This window comes from Brevundimonas sp. (assembly GCF_035627055.1).
Taxonomy (GTDB): domain Bacteria; phylum Pseudomonadota; class Alphaproteobacteria; order Caulobacterales; family Caulobacteraceae; genus Brevundimonas.
In genome coordinates, this window is sequence record NZ_DASPMM010000012.1 from 36,295 (window position 1) to 59,418 (window position 23,124).

Consider the following 23,124-nt stretch of genomic DNA (forward strand, 5'->3'; position numbering starts at 1 on the left):
TCGCAAGAGACGCCGGGCAAAAAGCGCGCATCGGGTGGCAGGCCTTGCCGGGCGCCGCCGCGTTGGAGGGCTTCGCATGTCGCTGAACGCCATCATGAACACGGCGACGAGCGGGCTGGCCACGGCCCAGACCCAGCTGCGGGTCGTCTCGGACAACGTCTCCAACGTCAACACGCCTGGCTACGTCCGCAAGATCGCCGACCAGGTCACGCTGACCAGCCAGGGCATGGGCGCGGGTGTCGAGGTGGCCCGCATCCGCCTGGCCACTGACCGTTTCCTCCAGGCGGCCAGCCTGAACGCGGGCGCCGAAGCCGCGCGCCAGGGCGTGCGTCATGAGCTGTACGACCGCATCCAGTCGCTGTTCGGCGATCCGGGCGGCGACAGCGGCTTCTTTTCACAGGTCGACGGAGTGTTCTCCGCCTTCTCGGCCAGCGCCGAGGACCCGACCTCTTCGCCCCGCCGCCAGGACGCGCTGTTCCGGACCCAGGCGCTCTTCGATGAGGCGGGACGGATCGGCGAGCAGATTCAGGCCGTCCGCGAGGACGCCGATGGCCGTATCCAGAGCGCGGTCGAGAAGGCCAACACCCTGCTGCAGCAGATCGAGGGACTGAACCTCGAGATCGCCCGCGCCACCGTGGTCAACGGCGACGCCTCCGGTGCGGAGACCGCGCAGTCGGCGCTGATCGGCCAGCTTGCCGAACTGATGGATATCCGGGTGACGGCGCGCCCCGTCGGCGGCGTTTCGATCCGCACCGGCGCCGGCACGCTTCTGGCGGGCGAGGGGGCGGCGACGCTCAGCTACACCCGCGCCGGCACGGTCACGAGCGAGACCGCATTCAACGAAATCTGGGTGACCGAGCCGGGCGGCCAGAAGCGCTCGCTGCTGGACACTGTCGTCTCCGGAGAAATCAAGGGGCTGGTCGAGTTGCGCGATGTCGAGGCGCCGGCGACGGCCGAGCGGCTGGCGGAACTGGTGGCCCATGTCGCCGACGAGTTGAATCGCGCCCACAACGCCAACAGCGCGGTGCCGGCCCCAAGCAGTCTGACCGGCCGCAATGTGGGACAGTCGTTCGAGAGCGCGATCGCCGGTTTCACCGGCCAGGCGAGCGTGGCGATCACCAACGCGGCCGGCATCGTGCAGAGCCGCGCGGACATCGTCTTCAGCGGCGCGACGATGACGGTCAACGGGGTCGCAGCGACGCCGGCGACCTTCCTGACGGTCCTCAACGGCCAGCTTGGCGGGGCGGCGACGGCGAGCTTCGTCGACGGCAAGTTGAGCATAGCCGCGAGCGGCGGGAACGGCGTGGCCATCGCTGACGATCCGACCAGCCCTTCGACCAAGGCCGGGCGCGGCTTCTCGCACTATTTCGGGCTCAACGACCTGATCGCGACCGATCGTCCCGCCTTCTACGAAACAGGCATGACGGCGGCCTCTCCCCACGGGTTCACCGCCGGCGAGGCGCTGAGCTTCCGCTTCACGGGCGAGAGCGGATCGAAGCTGCGGGACATCCAGGTCGCGGTGCCCGCCGGCGGTACGGTCGGCGATCTGATCAACGCGCTCAACGACCCTGCGACCGGCGTTGGCCGGTTCGGCTCGTTCGCCCTGGCGGCGGACGGGTCGCTCGGTTTCACCGGCTACGGCAATCCGCCGCCGACGATGAGCGTGCTCGAAGACACCACGATCCAGGTTCCGTCGGGCGTGTCGGTCACCGAATTGTTCGGCATCGGCGGCGGGGTCAGGGCGTCGCGCGCGGACGGTTTCTCGCTGCGCTCCGATATCCGCCAAAGCCCCGCCAAACTGGCCCTGGCCCAGTTGAACCTGTCCGCGGCGGTCGGCGCCTCGGCGCTGAGCCCCGGCGACGGGCGGGGCGCCCTGCTGCTGGCCGACGCCGGCGAGCGGGCGGCCAATTTCGCCGCCGCTGGAGACTCCTCGGGCGGCTCCATCTCGGTATCGCGCTACGCGTCAGAGCTGTCCGGCGAGATCGGCGGCAAGGCGGCGGCGGCCAAGAACCGCAACGACACCGCCGCGGCCCTGGCCACCGAGGCCTCGGCGCGCCAGACCGCCTACGAGGGCGTCAACCTGGATGAGGAGCTGGTCCTGATGACCACCTACCAGCAGGCCTTCAACGCCTCGGCCCGGCTGATCCAGGCCGCCAAGGACATGTACGACACGCTTCTGGGGATGATCTGATGACCCGCGTCGCGACCTTCGGAAACTATCAATCGGCCCTGCTGGACCTGATGAAGGCCCAGACCCGGGCTGCGGACGCGCAGGAGCGGGTCTCGACGCAGAAGAACGCCACGGACCTGACCGGGTTCGGCCGCCAGGCCGAGACGTTGACCGCGCTGAAAGGCGCCCAGAGCCGCATCCAGGGCTTTATCGACACCTCGAAGGCGGTCACTGCACGCCTGACGACCCAGGACCTGGCCATGACCCAGATCAGCGACGGCATCGCCGGCCTGAGGGAGGCGGTCGGCAGCGTCCTGGCTACGGATTCCGCAGGCTCGCTGATGCTGGAGCTGGAAGGCCATTTCCAGGCGATCCGCGGCGGCCTGACCATGCGCCACCACGGCGGCTATCTGTTCTCCGGCGCCTCGACTTCGACGTCGCCGGTGACGGTGGCCAACCTCGACGAACTGGCCGCCGCGCCCGACGTGGCCTCGGTATTCCAGAACGACACCCTCAAGACGGCCAGCCGGGTGGCCGAGGGCACCACCCTGGAGACCGGCTTCCTTGCCGATGAACTGGGCAGCGAGGTCATGGAGATCCTTCGCGACATCCAGATCTATCATGACGGCGCCAATGGGCCGCTGACCGGCAAGGTGACCGAGGCCCAGAAGACCTTCCTGACGACCCAGCTCAGCCGGCTGGAACAGGCGGCGACGGGCGTGATCGACAAGATGGCCAAGACCGGATCGATGGCCAACCAGGTCGAGAGCATCACCACCGGACATCAGGCCCAGCTCGGCTCGCTCGATGAACTGGTCTCGAACCGGACCGACGCCGACATGGCGGTGGCGATCACCGATCTGCAGTTGTCGCAGGTGGCCATCCAGGCCTCGGCGCAGGTGATCTCGCAATTGAGACAGGTGTCGCTGCTCAACTATCTGAGCTGACGCGACGAATCGCCTTTACGGCCACGCTGGACGCCCTGTTCCGACCGGAACATAGTGCGAACAAATGGCCCAGATCGATCTCCGGCGAAAGCTGTCCATCCTCGCAGACGCGGCCAAATACGACGCCAGTTGCGCGTCGTCGGGCACGTCGAAACGGGACTCGCTGGACGGCAAGGGGCTCGGCTCGACCGAGGGGATGGGCATCTGCCACGCCTATACGCCGGATGGCCGCTGCGTCTCGCTGCTGAAGGTCCTGCTGACGAATTTCTGCATCTACGACTGCGCCTATTGCATCAACCGGGCGAGTTCGAACGTGCCGCGGGCCCGCTTCTCGGTTGAAGAGGTCGTCGAGCTGACGCTGAACTTCTACAGGCGGAACTATATTGAGGGTCTGTTCCTGTCGTCCGGCATCATCCGCTCGGGCGACTACACCATGGAGCAACTGGTGCGGGTGGCGAAGACGCTGCGCACCGAGCACGCCTTCCGCGGCTACATCCATCTGAAGCTGATCCCGGAAGCCGACCCGAAGCTGGTCGAAGAGGCCGGTCTGTATGCGGATCGGCTGTCAGCCAACATCGAACTGCCCCGCGATGAGGCGCTGAAACGTCTGGCGCCGCAGAAGGACGCCGGCGTGATCAAGAGGGCGATGGGTCAGGTACGGTTGGCCGCTGAGGCGGCGAGGCCGGAGAAGCGCGACAGGATCAAGCCGCCAAGGTTCGCGCCCGCCGGCCAGTCGACCCAGCTGATCGTCGGCGCGGACGATGCGCCCGACACCGAAATCATGGCCCGGAGCGCTTCGCTGTACGGCGGCTACGGCCTGCGCCGGGTCTACTATTCGGCGTTCAGCCCGATTCCGGATTCCTCCAGCGCCCTGCCGCTGGCCCGGCCTCCGCTGATGCGCGAACATCGGCTGTATCAGGCCGACTGGCTGATGCGGTTCTACGGCTTCTCCGCGCCGGAGATCGGCGAGGCGGCGACCGACGGCATGCTCGACCTCGCGATCGATCCCAAGCTGGCCTGGGCGCTGAATCGGCGCGAGTTGTTCCCGGTCGATGTGAACACCGCGCCGCGAGAGATGCTGCTGCGGACGCCCGGGCTGGGCGTGAAGTCGGTCGATCGGATCGTGTCCGTGCGGCGCTGGCGCACGCTGCGGCTGGAGGATGTCGCCCGGCTGTGCCGCGGGATCGACAAGGTTCGCCCCTTCATCACGGCGCTGGACTGGACGCCCGGCGGCCTGACCGACGCCGTCGACCTGCGCGCTCGTATCGCGCCCGATCCGGCTCCGGTGCAGATGAGCCTGTTCTGATGCACGTGGCTGTTCTCGGCGGCGAGACCGATTTCGAGGGTTGGCGCAAGGCGGCCCGGGCCCTCCGGCTGGCGGGCGTCCCTCCGGAGCGGGCGGCGTTTCGCGTCGGATCGGGGGGCGACGGCCTGTTCGACGAGAGCCTGCCGCCGTCCTCAACGGACGCAGCGCCGTTCAGCGTGCCGAAGGCCTTTGTTGATCTGGCTCAGGACGTCCTTCTGCACAGGTCGGGGGACCGGTTCGACCTGCTCTACCGGCTGCTCTGGCGTCTGGGGAGCGAGTCGGAGCTGATGAAGATCGTCACGGATCCTGAAGTCGCCGACGCTTTCGAACGGGCGAAGAACGTCAGTCGGGCCAGCCACAAGATGAAGGCCTTTGTCCGCTTCCGACAGGTCGAAGACGATACGGGGGAGCACTGGGTCGCATGGTTCGAGCCCGCGCACCGCGTGGTGGAGAAGACGGCGCCGTTCTTCGCCCGCCGGTTCACCAGCATGCGCTGGTCGATCCTGACACCGGATGGGTCGGCGTTCTGGAAAGGGGAGGCGCTGACCTTTGGCCCCCCGGCGACGCGCGAGATGGCCCCGACGGAGGACGAGATCGAGGAGGTCTGGAAGACCTACTACGCCTCGACGTTCAATCCGGCGCGGTTGAAGACCCGGACGATGCAGGGGGAGATGCCCCGGCGCTACTGGAAGAACCTGCCCGAGGCAGCCCTGATCCCGGAACTGGTGGCGAAGTCGGCGGTTCGGACAGAGGCCATGGTCGCCGCGCCCGCCCCCGAACCCAACGCCCGTCTCGCCAGGACGCTGTCGCGGATGAACCGGGACCAGTCTTTCGAGGAAGGGTTCGTTCCCTCGACTCTCGGCGAACTCGACCAGGCCGTGCAGGCCTGTCGCCGGTGCCCGCTCTGGCGCGATGCGACACAAGGGGTCTGCGGCGAGGGGCCGAGGCGGGCGAAGCTGATGATCGTGGGCGAGCAGCCCGGCGATCAGGAGGATCTCGCCGGCCATCCGTTCGTCGGGCCCGCAGGGCGGGTGTTGGACGCGGCTCTCGAGGAGGCGCGCATCGACCGCGAGGACGTCTTCGTCACCAACGCCGTCAAGCATTTCAAGCACGAGCCGCGCGGCAAGCGCCGTATCCACAAGACGCCGGCGGTCAGCGAAGTCAGCGCCTGCCGCTGGTGGCTGGACGCGGAGCGGCGGCTGGTCAAACCCAAGGTCATCGTCACCCTCGGCGGTACGGCGGCGCTCGGCGTGCTGGGCCGCAAGGTCGCGGTGACGAAGGAGCGAGGCCACGGCCTGGATCTTGCGGACGGCGCCAAGGCGGTGCTGACGGTCCACCCGTCCTATCTGCTGCGCATTCCGGACGCCGCGGCGAAAGCGGCCGAGCGCGACCGCTTCGTGGCCGATCTCGAACGCGCCAGGGCGCTGCTCTAGCGGCGAATTCACCGTGTCTGAACGAATACGGCCGGGCGGCGTTGTTCCGCTCTGCCCCAGCTTTGCCGTGGTCCCACCGTAGGCAAATCGAACGGCGCAATCTAGGTAGGGGCATGGCCGCAGCGGACTTTCAGATTGACGACGGCGGGGGTCGCCTGACGCTGCGGTTGATCGGCGACTGGACCGCCGCCAGTCTCGGCCGGATCTCGCGACGTCTGGATGATGCGCTGCACCAGCGCTGCATCGACGATGTCGACCTGAGCGAACTCGGACGGTTCGACACCGCCGGCGCCCTCGCCATCGTCCAGGCGAGCAACTGCGTCTTGCCGGAGACCGCCTGGGTCCAGCGACCCGAAGCGGGCCGCACCTACGCCCTCGTCGAACGGCTGGAGCGCGAAAGCGCCGGTCCTCCGCGCCGATCGCCCGCCTGGGTGCGCGGCTTCGCCAAGGTCGGTCGCGGCATCCAGGACATCGTCGCCGAGGCGACCCTGTCCCTCGCCTTCCTCGGTCGTCTGATCGTCGCGGTCGGCACGGCGCTTCGGCATCCCGGGCGGATCCGCTGGGCGGCCTGGTTCAGCCAGGGCGAACGCGCCGGACTGGACGCGATACCGATCATCGTCGTGACCAACTTCTTCATCGGCGCCGTGATCGCCTTCCTGGGCGCGAACATGCTGACCCAGTTCGGGGCGGCGGTGTTCACGGTCCAGCTGGTGGCCGTCTCGGTGCTGCGCGAGTTCGCGGTGGTTATCACCTCCGTGCTTCTGGCCGGCCGGTCTTCGTCGTCGTTCGCGGCCGAGATCGGATCGATGCGGATGAACCAGGAAGTCGACGCCATGCAGGTGATGGGCGTGAATCCCTTCCAGGCGCTGGTGATCCCCAGGCTGGCGGCCATGCTGGCGATGCTGCCCCTGCTGACCTTCGTCGGCATGATCGCGGGCCTGTTCGGCGGGCTGTTGGTGACGTGGAGCGAGCTGTCCTACGGCCCGTCCTTCTTCATCCAGAGGATGGTCGAGGACCCCAAGATGGCGACCCATCTGGGCGTTGGGCTGATCAAGGCGCCGGTGTTCGCCGTCGTCGTTGCGGCTATCGGCTGCCGACAGGGGATGGCGGTGGCGGGAGATGTCGAGAGCCTGGGGCGACGCGTGACCGCCGCCGTCGTCCAGGCCATCTTCGCAATCATCTTCCTCGACGCCGTCTTCGCCATGATCTTCCTGGAGCTGAACTGGTGACCGCGTCGAACGGAAAACAGGTGGCCGCCAAGCCGGAAAACCTGATCGAGGTGCGCGGGCTGTTGAGTCAGTTTGACGAGCGCGTCATCCACGAGAACCTCGATCTCGACGTCGAGCGGGGGGAGGTGCTCGGCGTGGTCGGCGGATCCGGCTCGGGCAAGACCGTGCTGCTCAACTCCATCATCGGCCTGAAGGAGCCCGAAGGCGGTTCGGTGCGCGTGTTCGGGCACGACATGGCCGACCTCAGCAAGGAACAGGCGGCCGATATCGAGCGCAGGACCGGCATCCTGTTCCAGCAGGGCGCCCTGTTTTCGTCGCTCAGTGTCATCGACAACGTCGCCTCGCCGCTGGTCGAGCACACCAGACTGCCCAAGGACGTCATCCGCGAGCTGGCGGAAATGAAGATCGCCATGGTCGGGCTGAAGCCCGAAGCGCATCACCAGAAGCCGGCGGAGCTGTCCGGCGGCATGCGCAAACGGGTCGGGCTGGCGCGGGCGCTGGCGCTGGATCCGGAGCTGCTGTTCCTGGACGAGCCGACGGCCGGGCTGGACCCGATCGGCGCCGCGGCCTTCGACCACCTGATCCGGCAGCTGTCCAATGACCTCGGGCTGACCGTGTTCATGATCACCCACGACCTCGACAGCCTCTACGCCATCACCGACAAGGTGGCGGTGGTGGCGGACAAGCGGATCGTGGCCAAGGCGACAGTTCAGGAACTGGAGCAGTCGGACCACCCGTGGATCCGGGAATACTTCCTCGGCCCGCGCGGTCGCGCCGGCAAGAAGGCCGCCTGAGGAGAGCGGAGAGATGGAAAGAGACGCCCACTACGCCGCCGTCGGCATCGCCACCATCGCCCTGATGGCGGCGCTGGCGGTGTTCGCCATCTGGCTGGCCCGGTTGCAGTTCAACAGCGACTACGACGTCTACGACATCGTCTTCTACGGACCGGTGCGCGGGTTGTCGGAGGGCGGCGAGGTGCATTTCAACGGCATCCGCGTCGGCGAGGTCACCGACCTGAACCTCGACCCGAAGAAGGGCGACCAGGTCATCGCGCGCATCCGCATCGACGGCACCACGCCGGTGCGGGTCACGTCACGCGCCCAGCTGGAGCCGCAGGGCATCACCGGGCTGAACTACATCCAGATCACCGCCGGCAATCCGAACAGCGCGATCCTGAAGACGCAGTATCCCGACAACGTCGTTCCCGTGATCCAGAGCCAGCCGTCGCCGATCGCGGAACTGCTGTCGGGATCGGGCACGGTGCTGGCGCAGACGGTGGATGCGCTGAACCGCATCAACCGGGTGCTGTCGGACGACAATGTGCGGTCGTTCTCGACCAGCCTGAAGAACATCGAGTCGCTGAGCACCGAGCTGGAAGCCCGCAAGGGAATGCTGCAGCAGCTTGAGCAGGCGCTCACCCGGGCCAATTCGGCGGTGGCGGAATACGAGGCGCTGGCGGTCAGCACGCGCGGCATCATCGAAGGCGACGGGCGCGAGGCGGTGGCCAACATCAATGCCGCCGCCGAGGAGGCCCGCACCGCCGTGGCCTCGATCAACCGGATCGCCACCGGCGCCGAGGGGCCTGTCAACGAGTTCGTCACCACCGGCCTGCCGCAGATGCAGCAGGCGATCCAGGGCCTGGACGACGCGACCCGCTCTCTGGAAGGGCTGATCGACGAGGTGCGGGCCAGTCCGCGTGACTTCATCGGCCGTCCGCCGACCAAGGAAATGGAGGTCCAGCCGTGATCCGTTCTTCGATCAGACTCGCCATCGCGGCGGCGGCGACCGTGGCCGTGGCCGGATGCGCCCTGCTGTCGTCGCCGCCGCCGGTGCAGACCTACCGTTTCGGCGGACCTGCCGCGGACAGCGCAGTCGCCGAGGGGCAGGGAGGACTGCGCGAGGTCAACCTGCGCCGGGTGCAGTTCCCGGAAGCCGTCGAAGGCGACAGGCTGCTCGGCGTGACCGGGACGGAGACGGCCTATATCAAGGACGCGCGGTGGATATCGCCGGCCAGCGACCTGTACATGGAGAGCCTGGAGAACGCCTTCGCGGCGCAGGCGACGCGGGTGCGGCTGATCGGGCCCCGCGAGCTGATCCGCGGCGAGCGCTCACTGGACATCGACATCCGCGCCTTCGAGGCCCGCTACGAAGCGCCGGGCGCGGTCCCGACCGTGGTCGTCACGGCGCGGGCGCGGCTGCTGGCCCTGCCCGACCGGACGGTGGCGGCGGAGCAGACCTTTACGGTGCAGCAGCCGGCGGCGGCCAACCGGGTCTCGGCCATCGTCGAGGCCTTCGACGCGGCGACGCGTGACCTGAACACCCGGATCGTGGCCTGGACGGACGCCAACGCGGGCTGATCAGAGCGGGGCCCGCAGCTCCGACAGACGCTCCCCGACCCCGGCGCGGCGGGCGCGCGAGGCCGTCAGCTCGGCCGAGGCGCGGTCGATGCGGGCCAGCAGGTCGTCACGCAGGCGGAGCAGGCGCTCGCGGTCGGGGCGGACCTTCTTCGGCCGGCCGAGGGCTTCGCTCCAGTCCCGGCTCCACGCGGCGGCTCCGTCGCTGCAGGCCCTGAGCGCTTCGGCGGCGCGGGCGTCGGCGTTCTGGGCGTTGCGGATCAGCGGCAAGGCGCCGAGCGCGGCGGCGCGGCAGGCGTCCAGCGCGGCCTGGCGGGCTTCTAACGGATGCGGCGGGGCGTCTGCCGCGGGCTGGTGGTCCGACAGGCGGCGGGCGGCGGCCAGCCGGTGGGCGTCCAGCTCGACCATGGCGTCGCGGAGATCGGACCAGACGGCGTCGAGATCGGCGGAGCGGCGGGCGGAGGCCTCGACGTGCCCGGTCAGTTCGCCTGCGACGTCGGACAGTGATGCGGCGGCGCGGCGGAAGGCGTCCCGGAAATCCCGGAGGCGGCGCTTGCGGCTGTCGAACAGGGCCGCCAGGCCGCGGCGGGGCTCGAGGACGGCGGGGTTCAGCGAGGCGAGCCCGGTGCGGGCGCGGTTGAGCGGGTCGCCGGCTCCGGCGGTGTCGGCTTCGCGGAGGGCGGCGAGGACCTGGTCGAGCCGGGCGACGGCGGCGGCGCGGGCGGGTTCGGCGAAGGCGTGGGCTTCGGCCTCATCGTAGCCGGCGTGGATCGCGTCGACGCGGGCGGCGTCGGGCGTGGGCGCGTGGCCCTGCCAGCGGTAGGCTCCGTCGGCCATCGCTCGTCCTCCCCGGGGCGCCATGGAGCGCCGTTCGGGGAAGTTTGACTACGCCTTGACGCCTTCGGCAACGGTGTAGGTCGCCTCGGTCTTCGCCGCGACCTCTTCGAGGGTGACGCCGTCGGCGAGTTCGATGAGTTCGAGGCCGGCGCCGTCCGGCTTGACGTCGAAGACGCACAGGTCGGTGATGATGCGGCTGACCACGCCGGTCCCGGTCAGGGGCAGGGTGCAGGCTTTCAGCACCTTGGACTGGCCGTGCTTGTTGGCGTGATCCATGACCACGACGACGCGCTTGACGCCGGCCACCAGGTCCATGGCGCCGCCCATGCCCTTCACCAGCTTGCCCGGGATCATCCAGTTGGCGATGTCGCCGTTCTCGGCCACTTCCATGGCGCCGAGAATGGACAGGTTGATGTGGCCGCCGCGGATCATGGCGAAGCTGTCGGCCGAGGAGAAGTAGGCGCTCTCGGGGATCTCGGTGATGGTCTGCTTGCCGGCGTTGATCAGGTCGGCGTCCTCCTCGCCCGCATACGGGAAGGGGCCCATGCCGAGCAGGCCGTTTTCGGATTGGAGGGTCACGGTCATTCCCTCCGGGATGTAGTTGGCGACGAGGGTCGGGATGCCGATGCCCAGATTGACGTAGAAGCCGTCCTGAAGCTCTTTCGCGGCGCGTTCAGCGAGTTGTTCGCGGGTGCGGGCCATTACGCGGACTCCCTCTGGCGGACGGTGCGTTGTTCGATGCGCTTTTCGGGCACGGTCCGGACGATGCGGTCGACGTAGATGCCCGGGGTGTGGATGTGGTCGGGGTCGAGCGAGCCGACAGGCACGATCTCCTCGACCTCGACGACGCAGGCCTTGCCGGCCGTGGCCATCATCGGATTGAAGTTGCGGGCGGTCTTGCGGAAGACGAGGTTGCCGCGCTCGTCGGCCTTCCACGCCTTGACGATGGACAGGTCGGCGACGAGGCCGGTCTCCATGACGTACTGGCGGCCGTCGAACTCGCGGACCTCCTTGCCCTCGGCCACCAGGGTGCCGACGCCGGTGGCGGTGAAGAAGGCGGGGATGCCGGCGCCGCCCGCGCGGATGCGTTCGGCCAGAGTGCCCTGCGGATTGAATTCGAGCTGGAGCTCGCCGGCGAGGTACTGGCGCTCGAACTCCTTGTTCTCGCCGACGTAGGACGAGATCATCTTGGCGATCTGGCGGGTGCCGAGCAGCTGGCCGAGGCCGAAATCGTCGACGCCGGCGTTGTTGGAGATGACGGTCAGGCCCTTGACGCCGCTGTCGCGCAGCGCCGCGATCAGGTGCTCGGGGATGCCGCACAGGCCGAAGCCGCCGGACATGACGCTCATGCCGTCGAAGGTCAGGCCCTCAAGCGCGGATTTGGCGTCGGGGAAGATCTTCCGCATCGCTTCCTCATGATTTTCACCGTCTGATGAATATCGACGGCCTTGTTCGGTCTCTACGGCGGCGGCGCGGGCGGGGCAAGCCCCGGCGGGTCCGGGGAGCGGGGGGGGTTCACCCGGGTAAAAACCAGAAAACGGGTCCGAAGCGTCCGTAGCGTCCGTAGAGTGCAAAGCGTCCGTAGAGTGCGTTCCGGTCGCGGCGCCTCCAGACGGCGCGGCGGAGGCTGTGGTTGTCAATGACCGGCGCGCGTCATGCGACGCCGCAGGGCCATTATGCGCGCTGTCATCCCCCAGGCGGGAAGACGGGTTTGAGAAACGGGGATGCCGTTGATGCGGCGAGACATTATCCGCCGAACCCGACCATGAGTCCCCGGATTGTCAGCACAGCGTCACGGCCTTCCTGTCTCCTCCCTGTCGCGCAGCGATGGGGAGGGGGACCGCGAAGCGGTGGAGGGGCGCCGTCCAGGCCGGGACCGGTGTGCGTTCTGACCCCTCCACCATTCCGGCTGAGTCGCCGGAATGATCCCCCTCCCCATTCGCTGCGCGATCAGGGAGGAGACGACGGACGACGCCCCGCCCGACGGTGGCGCCGTTAACCTTTTTCTTCGCGTCAGGCGGGCGCGAGATGGTCAGGGCGGCGTGATGGGGTAAAAGGCGAGCCTTGGCGGAGTCACGTTCGGGGGACGAGTTGCGGGCTGGGGTCAACACATTGACGGTGACCTTCGTGGTCGGCGTGCTGGCCGGTCTGCTGCTGACGCCGGACGGCCGGCAGTGGCTGCGCAATCCCACAGTGATGCTGGGCGACCGGGCCAACGCCTCCGCGCCGGCCGCGCCGGCGCCGGCGCCAGTCCTGCCTGTCTCGGCCGCTCCGGCGCTTCCTGCCGTGACGCCGCTGTCGGCGCGGCTGGCGCAGGGACCGCTGCGCATCGGGGTGTTCGGGGATTCCATGGCCGACGGGCTCTATGCCGGGCTGTACCGCGACCTGCGGGACGAGCCGAAGATCACGGTGACGAAGTTCTCGGAGGTGTCGACCGGGCTGTCGCGCTACGACTACGTCGACATCCAGGCCAAGACCGAGCGGCAGATCAACGAGACCCCGATCGACGTGGCGGTGGTCCTGTTCGGCACCAATGACGCGCAGGGCATCAGCCTGGACGGCGTCATCCACGACTTCGGCACCGACGGGTGGAAGGCCGCCTACGCAACCCGGATCGACAATCTGGTGGCGATGCTGCGCAGCCGCGACGTGGCGGTCTACTGGGTCGGGCTGCCGCGCATGAAGAGCAGCCGGTTCGACGGGCGGATGGCGCTGATCAACGGCGTGGTCGAGGCGCGGATGCGGGCGCTGGGCGTGCCCTACCTGGAGACCACCGACCTGACCTCCAACGCGGAGGGCCGCTACGAGGCCTATCTGCCCAACGCCAGCGGCCGGAAGGTGCTGATGCGGGCCAACGACGGCATCCACATGTCGATGGCCGGCTATCTGCGGATGAGCGCGCCGCTGGCCGAGCGGCTGAAGCGGGATGCGGGCCTGGTTCCCGCTTCCGCCGCGCCGCCCGGCGGGCGCACCGCCCAAGGACCCGGGTCCCCGCCTTCGCGGGGATGAGCGGAGTGAGGGGGGCGTCGATCAATCCCGGCCTGGCGTGGGTCATGCTGGCGGCATCGCTGGCCGCCACGCCCGTCGCGGCCCAGACGGCCTATGAGCCCTCGCCTGCGCCCGGGCCGGGAACCGGCGTCTGCCCGGGCGGCCTGTGCCAGGCGGACGCCCTGAACGGACTGTTCGAGGCCCTGGCGGCGATGGAGGCCGGAGCGCGGACCGAGCCGGTCCGCATCATCCAGTTCGGCGACAGCCATACGGCGGGCGACCGCATCACCGGCAAGCTGAGGGCGGACCTGCAACAGCGGTTCGGGTCCGGCGGACGGGGCCTGTTGCCGGCGGGTGCGCCGCACGACGGCTACGCCCCATTCCAGGTCCAGATGGAGACGCGCGGCTGGACGGTGGAGCGGGCTCCCTTGCGCGCCGTCGCGGGCGAGGAGACGGCGGCCTTCGGGCCCGGCGCGGTGCGGGCGAGGGCGGTCCCGGGGGCGGAGCTGACGCTGCGGCTGGAGCCGGGGGCTGAGGCGGGCCGGGTGGGGGTCTGCGGCTGGCCGCGGGGGCCGGGCGAGGGGCTGTCCATCGATGTCGGCGATGAGGCGCCCTGGCCCGTCGACCTGAACGGATCGGACGACAACGGGCCGTCCTGCAACCGGATGGACCTGTTCGGGCCCACCTCGGTGGTGACGCTGCGCGGGGTCGGGCGGGGGGTGACGCTGGACACCGTCTGGACCGAGCGCCTCGGCCCCGGGGTGGTGGTGTCCAGCCTCGGAATGACCGGGGCGACGCTGGCGGACCTGGCGTCGCGGGACGAGTTGATGATGGACATGGTCATCGGCTTCCTCGCGCCGTCGCTGGTCGTGCTCGCCTACGGCACCAACGAGGGGTTCGATCCGGCTCTCGATCCGGCGGCCTATGAGCGCCTGCTGCGGGTCCAGGTGGAGCGGATGCGCGAGTTCGCGCCGTGGGAGGCCTCGATCCTGATCCTCGGCGCGCCGGACGCCCTGCGCAACGGGGTCACCGACGGCTGCAGCGCCGACGGCCTGCGGGCTCCGCCGCCGACGCTGGCGATGGTCCGGGACGTGCAACGGCGGGTCGCCGCCGACATGGGTGTGGCGTTCTGGGACTGGCATGGACGGATGGGCGGCGACTGCTCGGCGGACCGGCTGGCGTTGATGGCCGAGCCCTACATGCGCGGCGACCGGGTGCATTTCACCAGCGCCGGGGCCGACTGGATCGGCGGCGTGCTGGCCGGCGACCTGCTGGCCGCCTACGACGGCTGGAAGGCGGGGCGGGCGAGGGAGAGCGCCGCCGCCGAGGGGAGCGCGCAGTAGATGCTGTTCCCCACGCTGGCGTTCGGCGTCTTCTTCCTGGTCGTCTATTTCACCGCCTGGTCGCTGGATCGGGAGAACGGGCGGCGCAAGCTGTTCCTGCTGCTGGCCAGCTGGTTCTTCTATGCGCAGTGGGACTGGCGTTTCGTCGGCCTGTTGATCGGCTCCGCGATCCTCAACTGGGGCGCGGCGGCGCTGATCGCCCGGTCGCGAGCGCGGCGGGGGGACGGCCCGGGGGTCAAGGGGGGCAACGGCTGGTGGGTGGCGCTGGGCGTCGCGGTCAACCTGCTGATCCTCGGCTTCTTCAAATACTACGGCTTCTTCGTGCAGGAGGCCGGAGAGCTGCTGGCGCGGTTCGGCTGGGAGCGGGACCTGCCGCTCCTGCAGATCGTGCTGCCGGTGGGGATTTCCTTCTTCACCTTCCAGGGCATTTCGTACGTGGTCGACGTGCATCGCGGGAAGACGCCGGCGGCGAGAAGTCTGCTCGACGTCATGCTGCTGATGAGTTTCTTCCCGCACCTGGTGGCGGGGCCCATCGTGCGGGCGTCGGACCTGCTGCCGCAGTTCGACCGGACGCCGCGGCTGACGCGGGAGATGGCCACGCACGGCCTGCTGCTGATCGTCTGGGGCCTGTTCAAGAAGACGGTGATCGCGTCGGAGCTGTCGACCAATCTGGTCGATCCGGTGTTCTTCGATCCGACGGCGTTCGGGGCGGTGGACATCGCGGCGGCGGTCTATGGCTATGCGGTCCAGATCTACTGCGACTTCTCGGCCTATTCGGACATGGCCATCGGGCTGGCGGCGCTGCTGGGCTATTCGTTCCCGCGGAATTTCGACCAGCCGTACCGGGCCAGTTCGCTGCAGAGCTTCTGGCGGCGCTGGCATATCAGCCTGTCGAGCTGGCTGAGGGACTATCTGTATGTGCCGCTGGGGGGCGGGCGGAAGGGTCTGTTCGCCAGCTGCATCAACGTCTTCATCACCATGGTGCTGGGCGGGCTGTGGCACGGGGCGGCGCTGACCTTCCTGGCGTGGGGCGCGCTGCACGGCGGGGTGCAGGTCATCGAGCGGCTGGGGCGGGCGGTGTTCCGGCGGCCGGAGGGGGCGGAGCAGCGGCGGTCCGTGCTGCTGACCATCGTCGGGGTGCTGGTCACCTTCCACATCGTCTGCCTGGGCTGGATCCTGTTCCGGGCCGAGAGCTTCGAGCTGGCGATGCAGATGCTGCAGGGGCTGGCGCGGATCGGGCCGGTGGCCGTGCTGACGCCGCTGCTGCTGACCCTGATCGTGGGCGGGCTGGGGATGCACTGGCTGCCGCCGCGGGCGATCGAGGGCATGGCGGAACGGCTGAAGCCGGCGCCGTCGCTGACGCTGGGCCTGCTGATCGGCGCGGCCATCCTGCTGGTCGAGGCGGTGCGGCCCGAGGGCGTGGCCCCCTTCATCTATTTCCAGTTCTAGGACGTTGGACGAGACATGACCGACGAGTCCGAAGACCCGCCGATCCCGCTGGAGCCGTTCCCGGCCCACCAGCCCGACTCGCCGTTCCCGCCGCTGGCCGAGAGCGTGACCGCGCCGCCCGACCCGCCGAGCGACTGGATCGAGACGGCGGACGCGCACGACCTGCCGACGCGCGAGAACGCGCTGGTGGCGCTGGGCCGCTTCGCCTTTCCGCCGGCGCCGCCGCTGGACGACGAGGGGGTGGCGGCGCGCGACCGGCGCTGGGCCAGCCGGGCGGTGATGGTGGCGGCGGCCTTCCTGCTGGTCTTCAACGCGGTGTCGCCGCTGAACTGGGCGCGGCAGCAGCCGCCGGGCTGGATTCCGGAGACGGTGCGCCAGCTGTCGGAGGTGTGGGTCGCCCAACTGGCGGTGTTCGGCGTCGACCAGCCGCGGCAGGGCGTGCGCGAGGCCTGGGATGCGGCGCGCGGAGCCCGGTTCATCGGCCAGGACCCGGCCGATGGCTCGACAGCGGCGGCGGAGTCGTGAAAGCTCGGCGGGAGGGCTGACGCGCGCGTCGGTTGAGGGGAGCGGGGGCGTTTCGATGAGGATGAACCGGCGGGCGGCGCTGGCCGGAGGCGTCGCCGCGGCGACGGTGGGGCCGGGGGTTCTGCGGGCGCAGACGCCGGTGCGCCTGCGCCAGGGCGTCGACGCGCTGACGGCGACCAGCGACGACGTGGCAGCCTTCGGCGAGGCGGTGCGGCTGATGAAGCGGCGCAACGACCGTCTGTCCTGGGCGAACCAGACCCGCATCCATCACCGCCAGGCGCAGCACAACAACAGCCTGTTCCTGCCGTGGCACCGGCAGCAGCTGCTCCATCTGGAGCAGATCGTGGCGCGGCTGACCGGGCACGAGCGGTTCGCCATGCCCTACTGGGACTGGCAGGAGCATCGCTACCTGCCGGACTGGGTGACCGACCGGGACTCGCCGCTGTACGAGCGCGACCGGGAGCGGGGGGTGGAGACGCTGGACTTCGCCGCGGCGCGCTGGGCGGAGTCGCCCTATACGGCCCGGCTGGCGGCGGACGACTTCGCGACCTTCTGCGGGCGGCAGCCCCGGGGCATGGGGATGGTCGAGGGCTATGGCCACAACCACATCCACCAGCTGATCGGCGGAGCCATGAAGCATCCGCGAACCTCGGCCCAGGATCCGATGTTCTGGCTGCACCACAGCAATGTCGACCGGGTGTGGGCGACTTGGCACGGCGCCCGGGGCAAGGACCTTTACCCGCCGGAATGGACGGCGATGACGGTGAGCGGCTTCGTCGACCCTGACGGACGCGAGGTCGGGGCGCTGCCGGTGGGCGGGACGCTGGAGACGCGGCCGCTGGGGTATGATTATGACCGGCTGTATCCGTTCCCGGTGTTCAGCGTGCCGCAGCCGGGACCGCCGGGGGCGACGCGGCGCATACCCACGGGCGGCCGGAGCTGGACGATGCGGGCCGAGGCGGCCGGCGGCGGGCGGATGAGCCTGACGCTGCCCGACGAGGCGGTGGCCCGGATGCGCGACGCCGACGACACGCTGGTGATCGCGGGCGAGGGGGCCGTGGCCTACGCCAGCGAGGCGGGGCTGGAGGACCGGTCGCTGGAGGTGCGGATGACGGCGGGCGGGCGGGAGCGGTCGCTGGGCTCGTCGCCGACCTTCGTGCACCTGCCCGATCCGGGGGAGGGTCACAGGGGCCACGGCGGGCCGTATGTGCTGCCGTTCCGGTTCGGCGAGGAGGTGCTGAACCTGCTGGCGGCCGGCGACGGACCGGCGGCGGTGACCGTCTTCGCCGAGGACCTGGCGCCGGAGCTGGGCCGGCCGGATGCGCGGGCCGCGTGGATGGAACTGACGCTGACGCTGACGGAGACGCGCTGGACATGACCCGTTTCAGGATCGTTCTGCTGCTGGTGCTGGCGGCGTTTGCGGTGGCGCCGCTGGCGGGGTGTGCGCTGTTCCAGGCGGATCAGGAGCCGGCCTATGCGCCGCCGCCGCCTCCTCCGCCGCCGCCGCCTCCGCCGCCGCCTCCGCCGCCTCCGCCGATGGCCCCGCCGCCGGCCGAGGCCGACATGTGGCCGGACGGGGTGGCGCCGATGTGCTTCCAGGCTCCGGCGGAGGCCGACGGCTGGGCGCGCGACAAGGTGATGGAGGCGGCCGCAGCCTGGGAGGCGGTGGCCAGGGTGGACTTCGACATCCGCGCCGACTGCGCCGGCAGCCCCGTCTCCGGGCCGAACCGGCGCATCCCGATCCGCATCGTGCACGACCCGGAGCTGTTCGCCTCGGCCAGCCATCTGGGGGTCAATCTGGTGCGCGGCGGGACGATTACGCTGAACGCGGAGTATCTGGTGACCAACCGCATCTGCGGGCGGCGCGGCAGCGTCGGGCGCGAGGGGTGTTTCTACGCCGACGCCCTGCATGAGCTGGGGCACGCGCTGGGCTTCAGCCACGACCACGTCAGCCCGCGGGCGCCGGACTGCGTGGCGCGAATGAGCACGCCGGAGCCGGAAGACGCGGACGAGACCTATTACGACGCGGCCTCGATCATGAACTATTGCAACCCGGAGCGCTGGCAGGGGCGGCTGAGCCCGGCCGATATCTGTTCGATCCGGGCGGCGTATGGAGACCGGGACGGGCGGCGGCCCTCCCGGGCGAGCTGCTATGCGATGACCGGCGCGCGCGAGCGGATGTGAAAAGGGCCCGGCGTCGCCGCCGGGCCCTTCGTCACGCAGGAGAGGCGCGTCTAGCGCTTCTTCGCGTCGGCGGCGTTGCCTGTGCCGCCGTCGGAGACGTCGCCGACGATGGGATTTTCGGCCGGGGTGCGGGTCTCACCCGAGGCCTCGCTTCGCGGGCGGCTTTGTCGCCAGGTGTCGAAGTCCGACGAGAATTTCTGACGGCGTTCGTTGCGCCAGTCGCTGTAGTCCTTGTCGAAGGCCGACAGCTGTTGCTGGCGCCAGTGCAGATAGTCCGGTTCGAAGTCGTGGTGCTCGTGCGTCTGGCCGCCCATGCCGCGGCCGGAGCCTTCCCAGATCTGCGAGCCGGGGGCGTAGCCGTGGTCAGCGTAGCCCTGGCCCGTGCCGCCCTGACCGAAGGCCTGGCCGCCGAACTGACCGCCGGTGTTGGGGGAGCCGTAGCCCTGGGCGCCGCCGTAGCCCTGACTCATCTGCGGGCCCGAGCCGCCCGACTGGCCATGGCCGCGCTGGTCGAACGCCTGGGCGCCCATGCCGCCATAGCCCATCGAGCCCTGGCCGCCGTACCCCTGCGAGCCGTAGCTCTGGCCGCCGTACTGAGGGCCGCCCCAGGCCTGCGATCCCGACGGGTGGCCGCCGGGGCCATACGGGCCGCTTGAGCCGCGGTCGCCGCTGTACGGCGTCGACATGCCCTGTCCGTACTGGCTCTGCTGGTTCTGGCCATAGCCCCAGCCGGAGGCGCCGGACTGTTCGCGGTTCTGGCCGTAGCTCTGGTCGTGACCCTGGTGGCGGAAGGCCTCGGCGACGCGGCCGCCGTCGCCGCCACCCCAGGTGCGGTATTCCTCGGGGCGCTGCCGACCGCTTCCGTCGCCGCCCTGCGACATGCGGTCGTCGTGGTCGGGCCGCCCGGCCTGATCTTCGTGACGGAAGGGATTCTGCATGGTCCTGCACTCCGTTTTGCTGTGGGACTGCAAAACCGGGCCTGACCGGGGATGTTCCGGCCGACGGCCACGCTCACGAAGGTGTCAGCTCCGGGCTCGGCGGTGCAACAATCCTGTTGCGCGCGCGTAGGTTATCTGGCCACGCTTGTGGCTCATTGCAGCGGGAGCGGCATGGCCTTCGACGAAATGTCAGGAGACGCGGCCGCCTATGGGGCGGACGTCCGGGAGAGCTATCGGGGGCTGGCGCGTTGGCTCGCCGAGGCGCCCGAGGGCCTGCTGCAATCGCGCTCGCGCCAGGCCGAGCTGTTCTTCCGCCGCATGGGCATCACCTTCGCCGTCTATGGCGACGCCGAATCCAGCGAGCGGCTGATCCCGTTCGACGTGGCGCCGCGCATTCTCGGGGCGGCGGAATGGGCCGCGCTGGAGGCGGGGCTGGTCCAGCGGGTCAACGCCATCAACCTGTTCCTGGCCGATGTCTATGGACGCCAGGAGTGCCTGAAGGCGGGCGTGGTGCCGTCCGAACTGATCCTGACCAATCCGCACTACGCGCCCGAGATGCAGGGCCGGCGGCCGCCGCGCGGCGTGTGGGTGCAGATCGCCGGGGTCGACCTCGTGCGCACCGGCGAGGACGAGTTCTACGTGCTGGAGGACAACTGCCGCACCCCGTCCGGGGTCTCCTACATGCTGGAGAACCGCGAGATGATGATGCGGCTGTTCCCCGACCTGTTCGCCGACTATCCGGTGCGGCCGGTCGAGACCTATACGGACATGCTGCTGGCGAGCCTGCGGGCGTGCGCGCCGGAGGCGGCGGGCGCCGATCCGGTCATCGTGGTGCTGACCCCGGGGCCGTTCAACTCGGCCTACTACGAGCACAGCTTCCTGGCCGACAAGCTGGGGGTCGAACTGGTCGAGGGGCGCGACCTGTTCGTCGACGATGGCAAGGTGTTCATGCGCACGACGCAGGGCCGCCAGCGGGTCGACGTGGTCTATCGCCGGATCGATGACGACTTCCTAGATCCGTTGACCTTCCGGCCGGACTCGGCGCTGGGCGTGCCGGGGCTGATGACCGCCTATCAGGAAGGGACGGTGACTCTGGCCAACGCCGTCGGCACCGGCGTGGCCGACGACAAGGCGGTCTATACCTACATGCCCGAGATCATCCGCTTCTTCACCGGCGAGGAGCCGATCCTGAAGAACGTGCCGACGTGGCGGTGCCGCGAGCCGGAGGCGCTGAAGCATGTGCTGGCCAACCTCGGCGATCTGGTGGTCAAGGAGGTCGGCGGCTCGGGCGGCTACGGCATGCTGGTCGGGCCGGCGGCGTCGAAGACGGAGATCGAGGCCTTCCGCAAGCGGCTGATCAACGATCCCGACGACTTCATCGCCCAGCCGACGCTGGAGCTGTCGACCGCGCCGACGCTGGACAAGAACGGCGAGCTGGCCCCGCGTCACGTCGACCTGCGGCCGTTCGTGCTGTCGAGCCCCGAAGGCGTGAAGGTGGCGCCGGGCGGGCTGACGCGGGTGGCGCTGAAGCCAGGCTCGCTGGTGGTCAATTCCAGCCAGGGCGGCGGCACCAAGGACACCTGGGTGCTGGACGTCTGATGCTGAGCCGCACCGCAGACAGCCTGTACTGGACTGGCCGCTATATCGAGCGGGCGGACTTTCTGGCGCGCATCCTCGAGGCGACGATCCGGCTGGCCGCGATACCGACACGCGGCGACGGCGACGCCAGCACCGTCTGGGCCAGCGCCCTGGCCTGCGCCAGCGTGCCCAAGGCGCTGGGCCGGTCGCCGACCGAGAAGTCGGTGCGCGAGTATCTGGCCTTTTCGCCGGAGAACCCGTCGTCGATCGCCGCCTGCATCACCCGGGCCCGGACCAATGCGCGGTCGGTGCGCACCGCCCTGACCACCGAGCTGTGGGAAGCGCTGAACGGCGCCTGGAACGGCCTGGCCGAGCAGGGCCAGCCGACGCGGCGCGACGAGTTCACGCGCTTTCTGGAATGGGTGAAGACGGTCACCCTGTCGGTCGAGGGCGCCACCTCGCGGACCATGCTGAGGAACGACGGCTATTATTTCCTGCGGCTGGGCGCGGCCATCGAGCGGGCCGACAACACGGCGCGGCTGCTGGACGTGAAATACCATCTGCTGCTGCCCGAGGGCGAGCGGGTCGGGGGCCAGCTGGACTATTTCCAGTGGACCACCCTGCTGAGGGAGGTGTCGGCGCTGACCGCCTACCGCTGGGTCTATCGCGACAGCGTCAAGCCGTGGCTGGTCGCCGACCTGCTGGTGCTGAACCGGCAGATGCCGCGCTCGCTGGCCAGCTGCCAGGCCTCGATGGTGCGCTATCTGGAGCGGCTGGCCAACGACTACGGCCGGCGCGGTCCGGCGCAGCGGCTGGCGGCGGACCGGATGCGGTCGTTCGACAATTCGCGCATCGAGGCGATCTTCCAGTCGGGCCTGCACGAATACATCCAGGCCTTCCTCGCCGAGAACGGCCGTCTGGCCCAGGCCATCCATGACCAGTATCTGGCCTGAACGATGCGCATCCTGATCGATTACGCCACCACCTACGCCTACGACCGGGCCGCGCGGTTCATCATCCAGAGCCTGCGCCTGACGCCGCGCTCCAGCGAGGCGCAGCAGGTGCGTCACTGGGCGGTGGAGACCGACGTCGACGCCCGCCTGCGCCGGTCCGAAGACGCCTTCGGCAATGTGGTGCACACCCTCTACACCGAACAGCCGACGCAGAGCCTGACGGTGCGGGTCTCGGGCGAGGTGATGACCAGCGACACCGGCGGGGTCGTGCCGCCGGACCAGGAGACGCTGTCGCCGCTGGTGTTCCTGCGCGACACGCCGCTGACCAGGCGCGACAAGCTGATTTCCGTGTTTGCGTCCGAGTTCTCGGCCCATCCGCCGCTGGACCGTATGCATCGGCTGATGACGGCGATCCACGGCTCGGTGGCCTTCGAGGTCGGGGTGACGACGCCGACGCACACCGCCGCCGAGGTGCTCGCTCTGGGGCGCGGGGTCTGCCAGGACCACGCCCATGTCTTCATCGCCTGCGCCCGCCAGATGGGCACGCCGGCGCGCTACGTCTCCGGCCATCTGCTGCGTGACGACACCGAGCATCAGGACGCCGCCCACGCCTGGGCCGAGGCCTGGATCGAGGACCTGGGCTGGGTCGGCTTCGATCCCGCCAACGGCGTCTGCCCAACCGATCGCTACGTCAGGGTGGCGGCGGGGCTGGACTATCTGGGCGCGGCGCCGGTGCGCGGGGCCAGCTACGGCGGCGGCGGCGAGCGGCTGGCGGTGCGGCTGGCCGTGCGTGATGCGGACATGCAACAGAGCCAGCAACAGGCGTAGTTGCGGGATCGACCGCGGAGGGAATCTGTTACCGTCGCCAGATGACGGATACAGGCCTGAGT

The 23,124-nt window shown here is 69.7% G+C and carries 21 protein-coding genes; 17 read left to right on the forward strand and 4 right to left on the reverse strand.

Features of this window, described 5'->3' with window-relative positions:
• Positions 1-76 precede the first annotated feature (76 nt).
• The 8 genes from flgK (at position 77) to VEA98_RS05795 (ending at position 9,442) form a co-directional block, all read left to right on the forward strand.
• A complete protein-coding gene (gene flgK, locus VEA98_RS05760) occupies positions 77-2,191 on the forward strand; it encodes a flagellar hook-associated protein FlgK (RefSeq protein ID WP_324811640.1) in 2,115 nt (704 codons plus the stop codon).
• Positions 2,191-3,117, forward strand: a complete 927-nt coding sequence (locus VEA98_RS05765) for a flagellin (protein WP_324811642.1) — start codon at positions 2,191-2,193, stop codon at positions 3,115-3,117. The genes flgK and VEA98_RS05765 overlap by 1 nt, the downstream gene beginning before the upstream one ends.
• A 64-nt stretch (positions 3,118-3,181) precedes the next feature.
• On the forward strand, positions 3,182-4,423 hold the full coding sequence (locus VEA98_RS05770; protein ID WP_324811644.1) for a putative DNA modification/repair radical SAM protein: 1,242 nt from the start codon (positions 3,182-3,184) through the stop codon (positions 4,421-4,423).
• A complete protein-coding gene (locus tag VEA98_RS05775) occupies positions 4,423-5,856 on the forward strand; it encodes a UdgX family uracil-DNA binding protein (RefSeq protein ID WP_324811646.1) in 1,434 nt (477 codons plus the stop codon). Before VEA98_RS05770 ends, VEA98_RS05775 begins: the two co-directional genes overlap by 1 nt.
• A gap of 113 nt (positions 5,857-5,969) precedes the next feature.
• A complete protein-coding gene (locus VEA98_RS05780; protein WP_324811648.1) occupies positions 5,970-7,085 on the forward strand; it encodes an ABC transporter permease in 1,116 nt (371 codons plus the stop codon).
• Positions 7,082-7,879, forward strand: a complete 798-nt coding sequence (locus VEA98_RS05785; RefSeq protein WP_324811650.1) for an ABC transporter ATP-binding protein — start codon at positions 7,082-7,084, stop codon at positions 7,877-7,879. The genes VEA98_RS05780 and VEA98_RS05785 overlap by 4 nt, the downstream gene beginning before the upstream one ends.
• Before the next feature lie 13 nt (positions 7,880-7,892).
• A complete protein-coding gene (locus tag VEA98_RS05790) occupies positions 7,893-8,831 on the forward strand; it encodes an MlaD family protein (protein WP_324811652.1) in 939 nt (312 codons plus the stop codon).
• Positions 8,828-9,442 (forward strand): ABC-type transport auxiliary lipoprotein family protein, encoded by a 615-nt coding sequence (locus VEA98_RS05795; RefSeq protein WP_324811654.1) that lies wholly within the window; start codon positions 8,828-8,830, stop codon positions 9,440-9,442. The genes VEA98_RS05790 and VEA98_RS05795 overlap by 4 nt, the downstream gene beginning before the upstream one ends.
• Here the strand turns inward: VEA98_RS05795 and VEA98_RS05800 are convergent, their stop codons facing one another.
• Genes VEA98_RS05800 through VEA98_RS05810 form a run of 3 tightly spaced genes read right to left on the reverse strand, consistent with a single transcriptional unit; the run spans position 9,443 to position 11,682 of the window.
• A complete protein-coding gene (locus VEA98_RS05800; RefSeq protein ID WP_324811656.1) occupies positions 9,443-10,276 on the reverse strand; it encodes a toxic anion resistance protein in 834 nt (277 codons plus the stop codon).
• Between the two features lie 48 nt (positions 10,277-10,324).
• Positions 10,325-10,978: a 3-oxoacid CoA-transferase subunit B gene (locus VEA98_RS05805; RefSeq protein WP_324811658.1), complete on the reverse strand. Its 654-nt coding sequence runs from the start codon at positions 10,976-10,978 to the stop codon at positions 10,325-10,327.
• The gene (locus tag VEA98_RS05810; protein WP_324811660.1) at positions 10,978-11,682 is read right to left on the reverse strand and encodes a CoA transferase subunit A; all 705 of its coding nucleotides are present in this window, start codon (positions 11,680-11,682) and stop codon (positions 10,978-10,980) included. Before VEA98_RS05810 ends, VEA98_RS05805 begins: the two co-directional genes overlap by 1 nt.
• Before the next feature lie 712 nt (positions 11,683-12,394).
• Here VEA98_RS05810 and VEA98_RS05815 point away from each other — a divergent pair.
• The 6 genes from VEA98_RS05815 to VEA98_RS05840 are packed head-to-tail and all read left to right on the forward strand — an operon-like array spanning position 12,395 to position 18,765.
• Positions 12,395-13,285 carry a DUF459 domain-containing protein gene (locus VEA98_RS05815; protein ID WP_324811698.1) on the forward strand — a complete coding sequence of 297 codons (891 nt, stop codon included), beginning with the start codon at positions 12,395-12,397 and terminating at the stop codon, positions 13,283-13,285.
• The gene (locus VEA98_RS05820; RefSeq protein WP_324811662.1) at positions 13,282-14,607 is read left to right on the forward strand and encodes a GDSL-type esterase/lipase family protein; all 1,326 of its coding nucleotides are present in this window, start codon (positions 13,282-13,284) and stop codon (positions 14,605-14,607) included. Before VEA98_RS05815 ends, VEA98_RS05820 begins: the two co-directional genes overlap by 4 nt.
• Positions 14,608-16,056, forward strand: coding sequence for an MBOAT family protein (locus VEA98_RS05825; protein WP_324811664.1), 1,449 nt, complete (start codon positions 14,608-14,610; stop codon positions 16,054-16,056).
• A gap of 15 nt (positions 16,057-16,071) precedes the next feature.
• A complete protein-coding gene (locus VEA98_RS05830; RefSeq protein ID WP_324811666.1) occupies positions 16,072-16,581 on the forward strand; it encodes a hypothetical protein in 510 nt (169 codons plus the stop codon).
• Positions 16,582-16,636: 55 nt separating this feature from the next.
• Positions 16,637-17,959, forward strand: a complete 1,323-nt coding sequence (locus VEA98_RS05835) for a tyrosinase family protein (RefSeq protein WP_324811668.1) — start codon at positions 16,637-16,639, stop codon at positions 17,957-17,959.
• A complete protein-coding gene (locus VEA98_RS05840) occupies positions 17,956-18,765 on the forward strand; it encodes a hypothetical protein (protein ID WP_324811670.1) in 810 nt (269 codons plus the stop codon). The genes VEA98_RS05835 and VEA98_RS05840 overlap by 4 nt, the downstream gene beginning before the upstream one ends.
• A gap of 50 nt (positions 18,766-18,815) precedes the next feature.
• On the opposite strand, the gene VEA98_RS05845 is transcribed toward VEA98_RS05840, so the two are convergent.
• Positions 18,816-19,703 (reverse strand): hypothetical protein, encoded by an 888-nt coding sequence (locus VEA98_RS05845; protein ID WP_324811672.1) that lies wholly within the window; start codon positions 19,701-19,703, stop codon positions 18,816-18,818.
• A 171-nt stretch (positions 19,704-19,874) separates the two neighbouring features.
• On the opposite strand from VEA98_RS05845, the gene VEA98_RS05850 reads away from it, so the two are divergent.
• From VEA98_RS05850 to VEA98_RS05860, 3 genes are read left to right on the forward strand one after another with little or no spacing between them, the layout of a single operon-like run.
• Entirely contained in the window at positions 19,875-21,302 is a 1,428-nt protein-coding gene (locus VEA98_RS05850; protein ID WP_324811674.1) for a circularly permuted type 2 ATP-grasp protein, read from the forward strand.
• Positions 21,302-22,234 (forward strand): alpha-E domain-containing protein, encoded by a 933-nt coding sequence (locus VEA98_RS05855; protein WP_324811676.1) that lies wholly within the window; start codon positions 21,302-21,304, stop codon positions 22,232-22,234. The genes VEA98_RS05850 and VEA98_RS05855 overlap by 1 nt, the downstream gene beginning before the upstream one ends.
• Before the next feature lie 3 nt (positions 22,235-22,237).
• A complete protein-coding gene (locus VEA98_RS05860) occupies positions 22,238-23,062 on the forward strand; it encodes a transglutaminase family protein (protein WP_324811678.1) in 825 nt (274 codons plus the stop codon).
• Positions 23,063-23,124 lie beyond the last annotated feature (62 nt).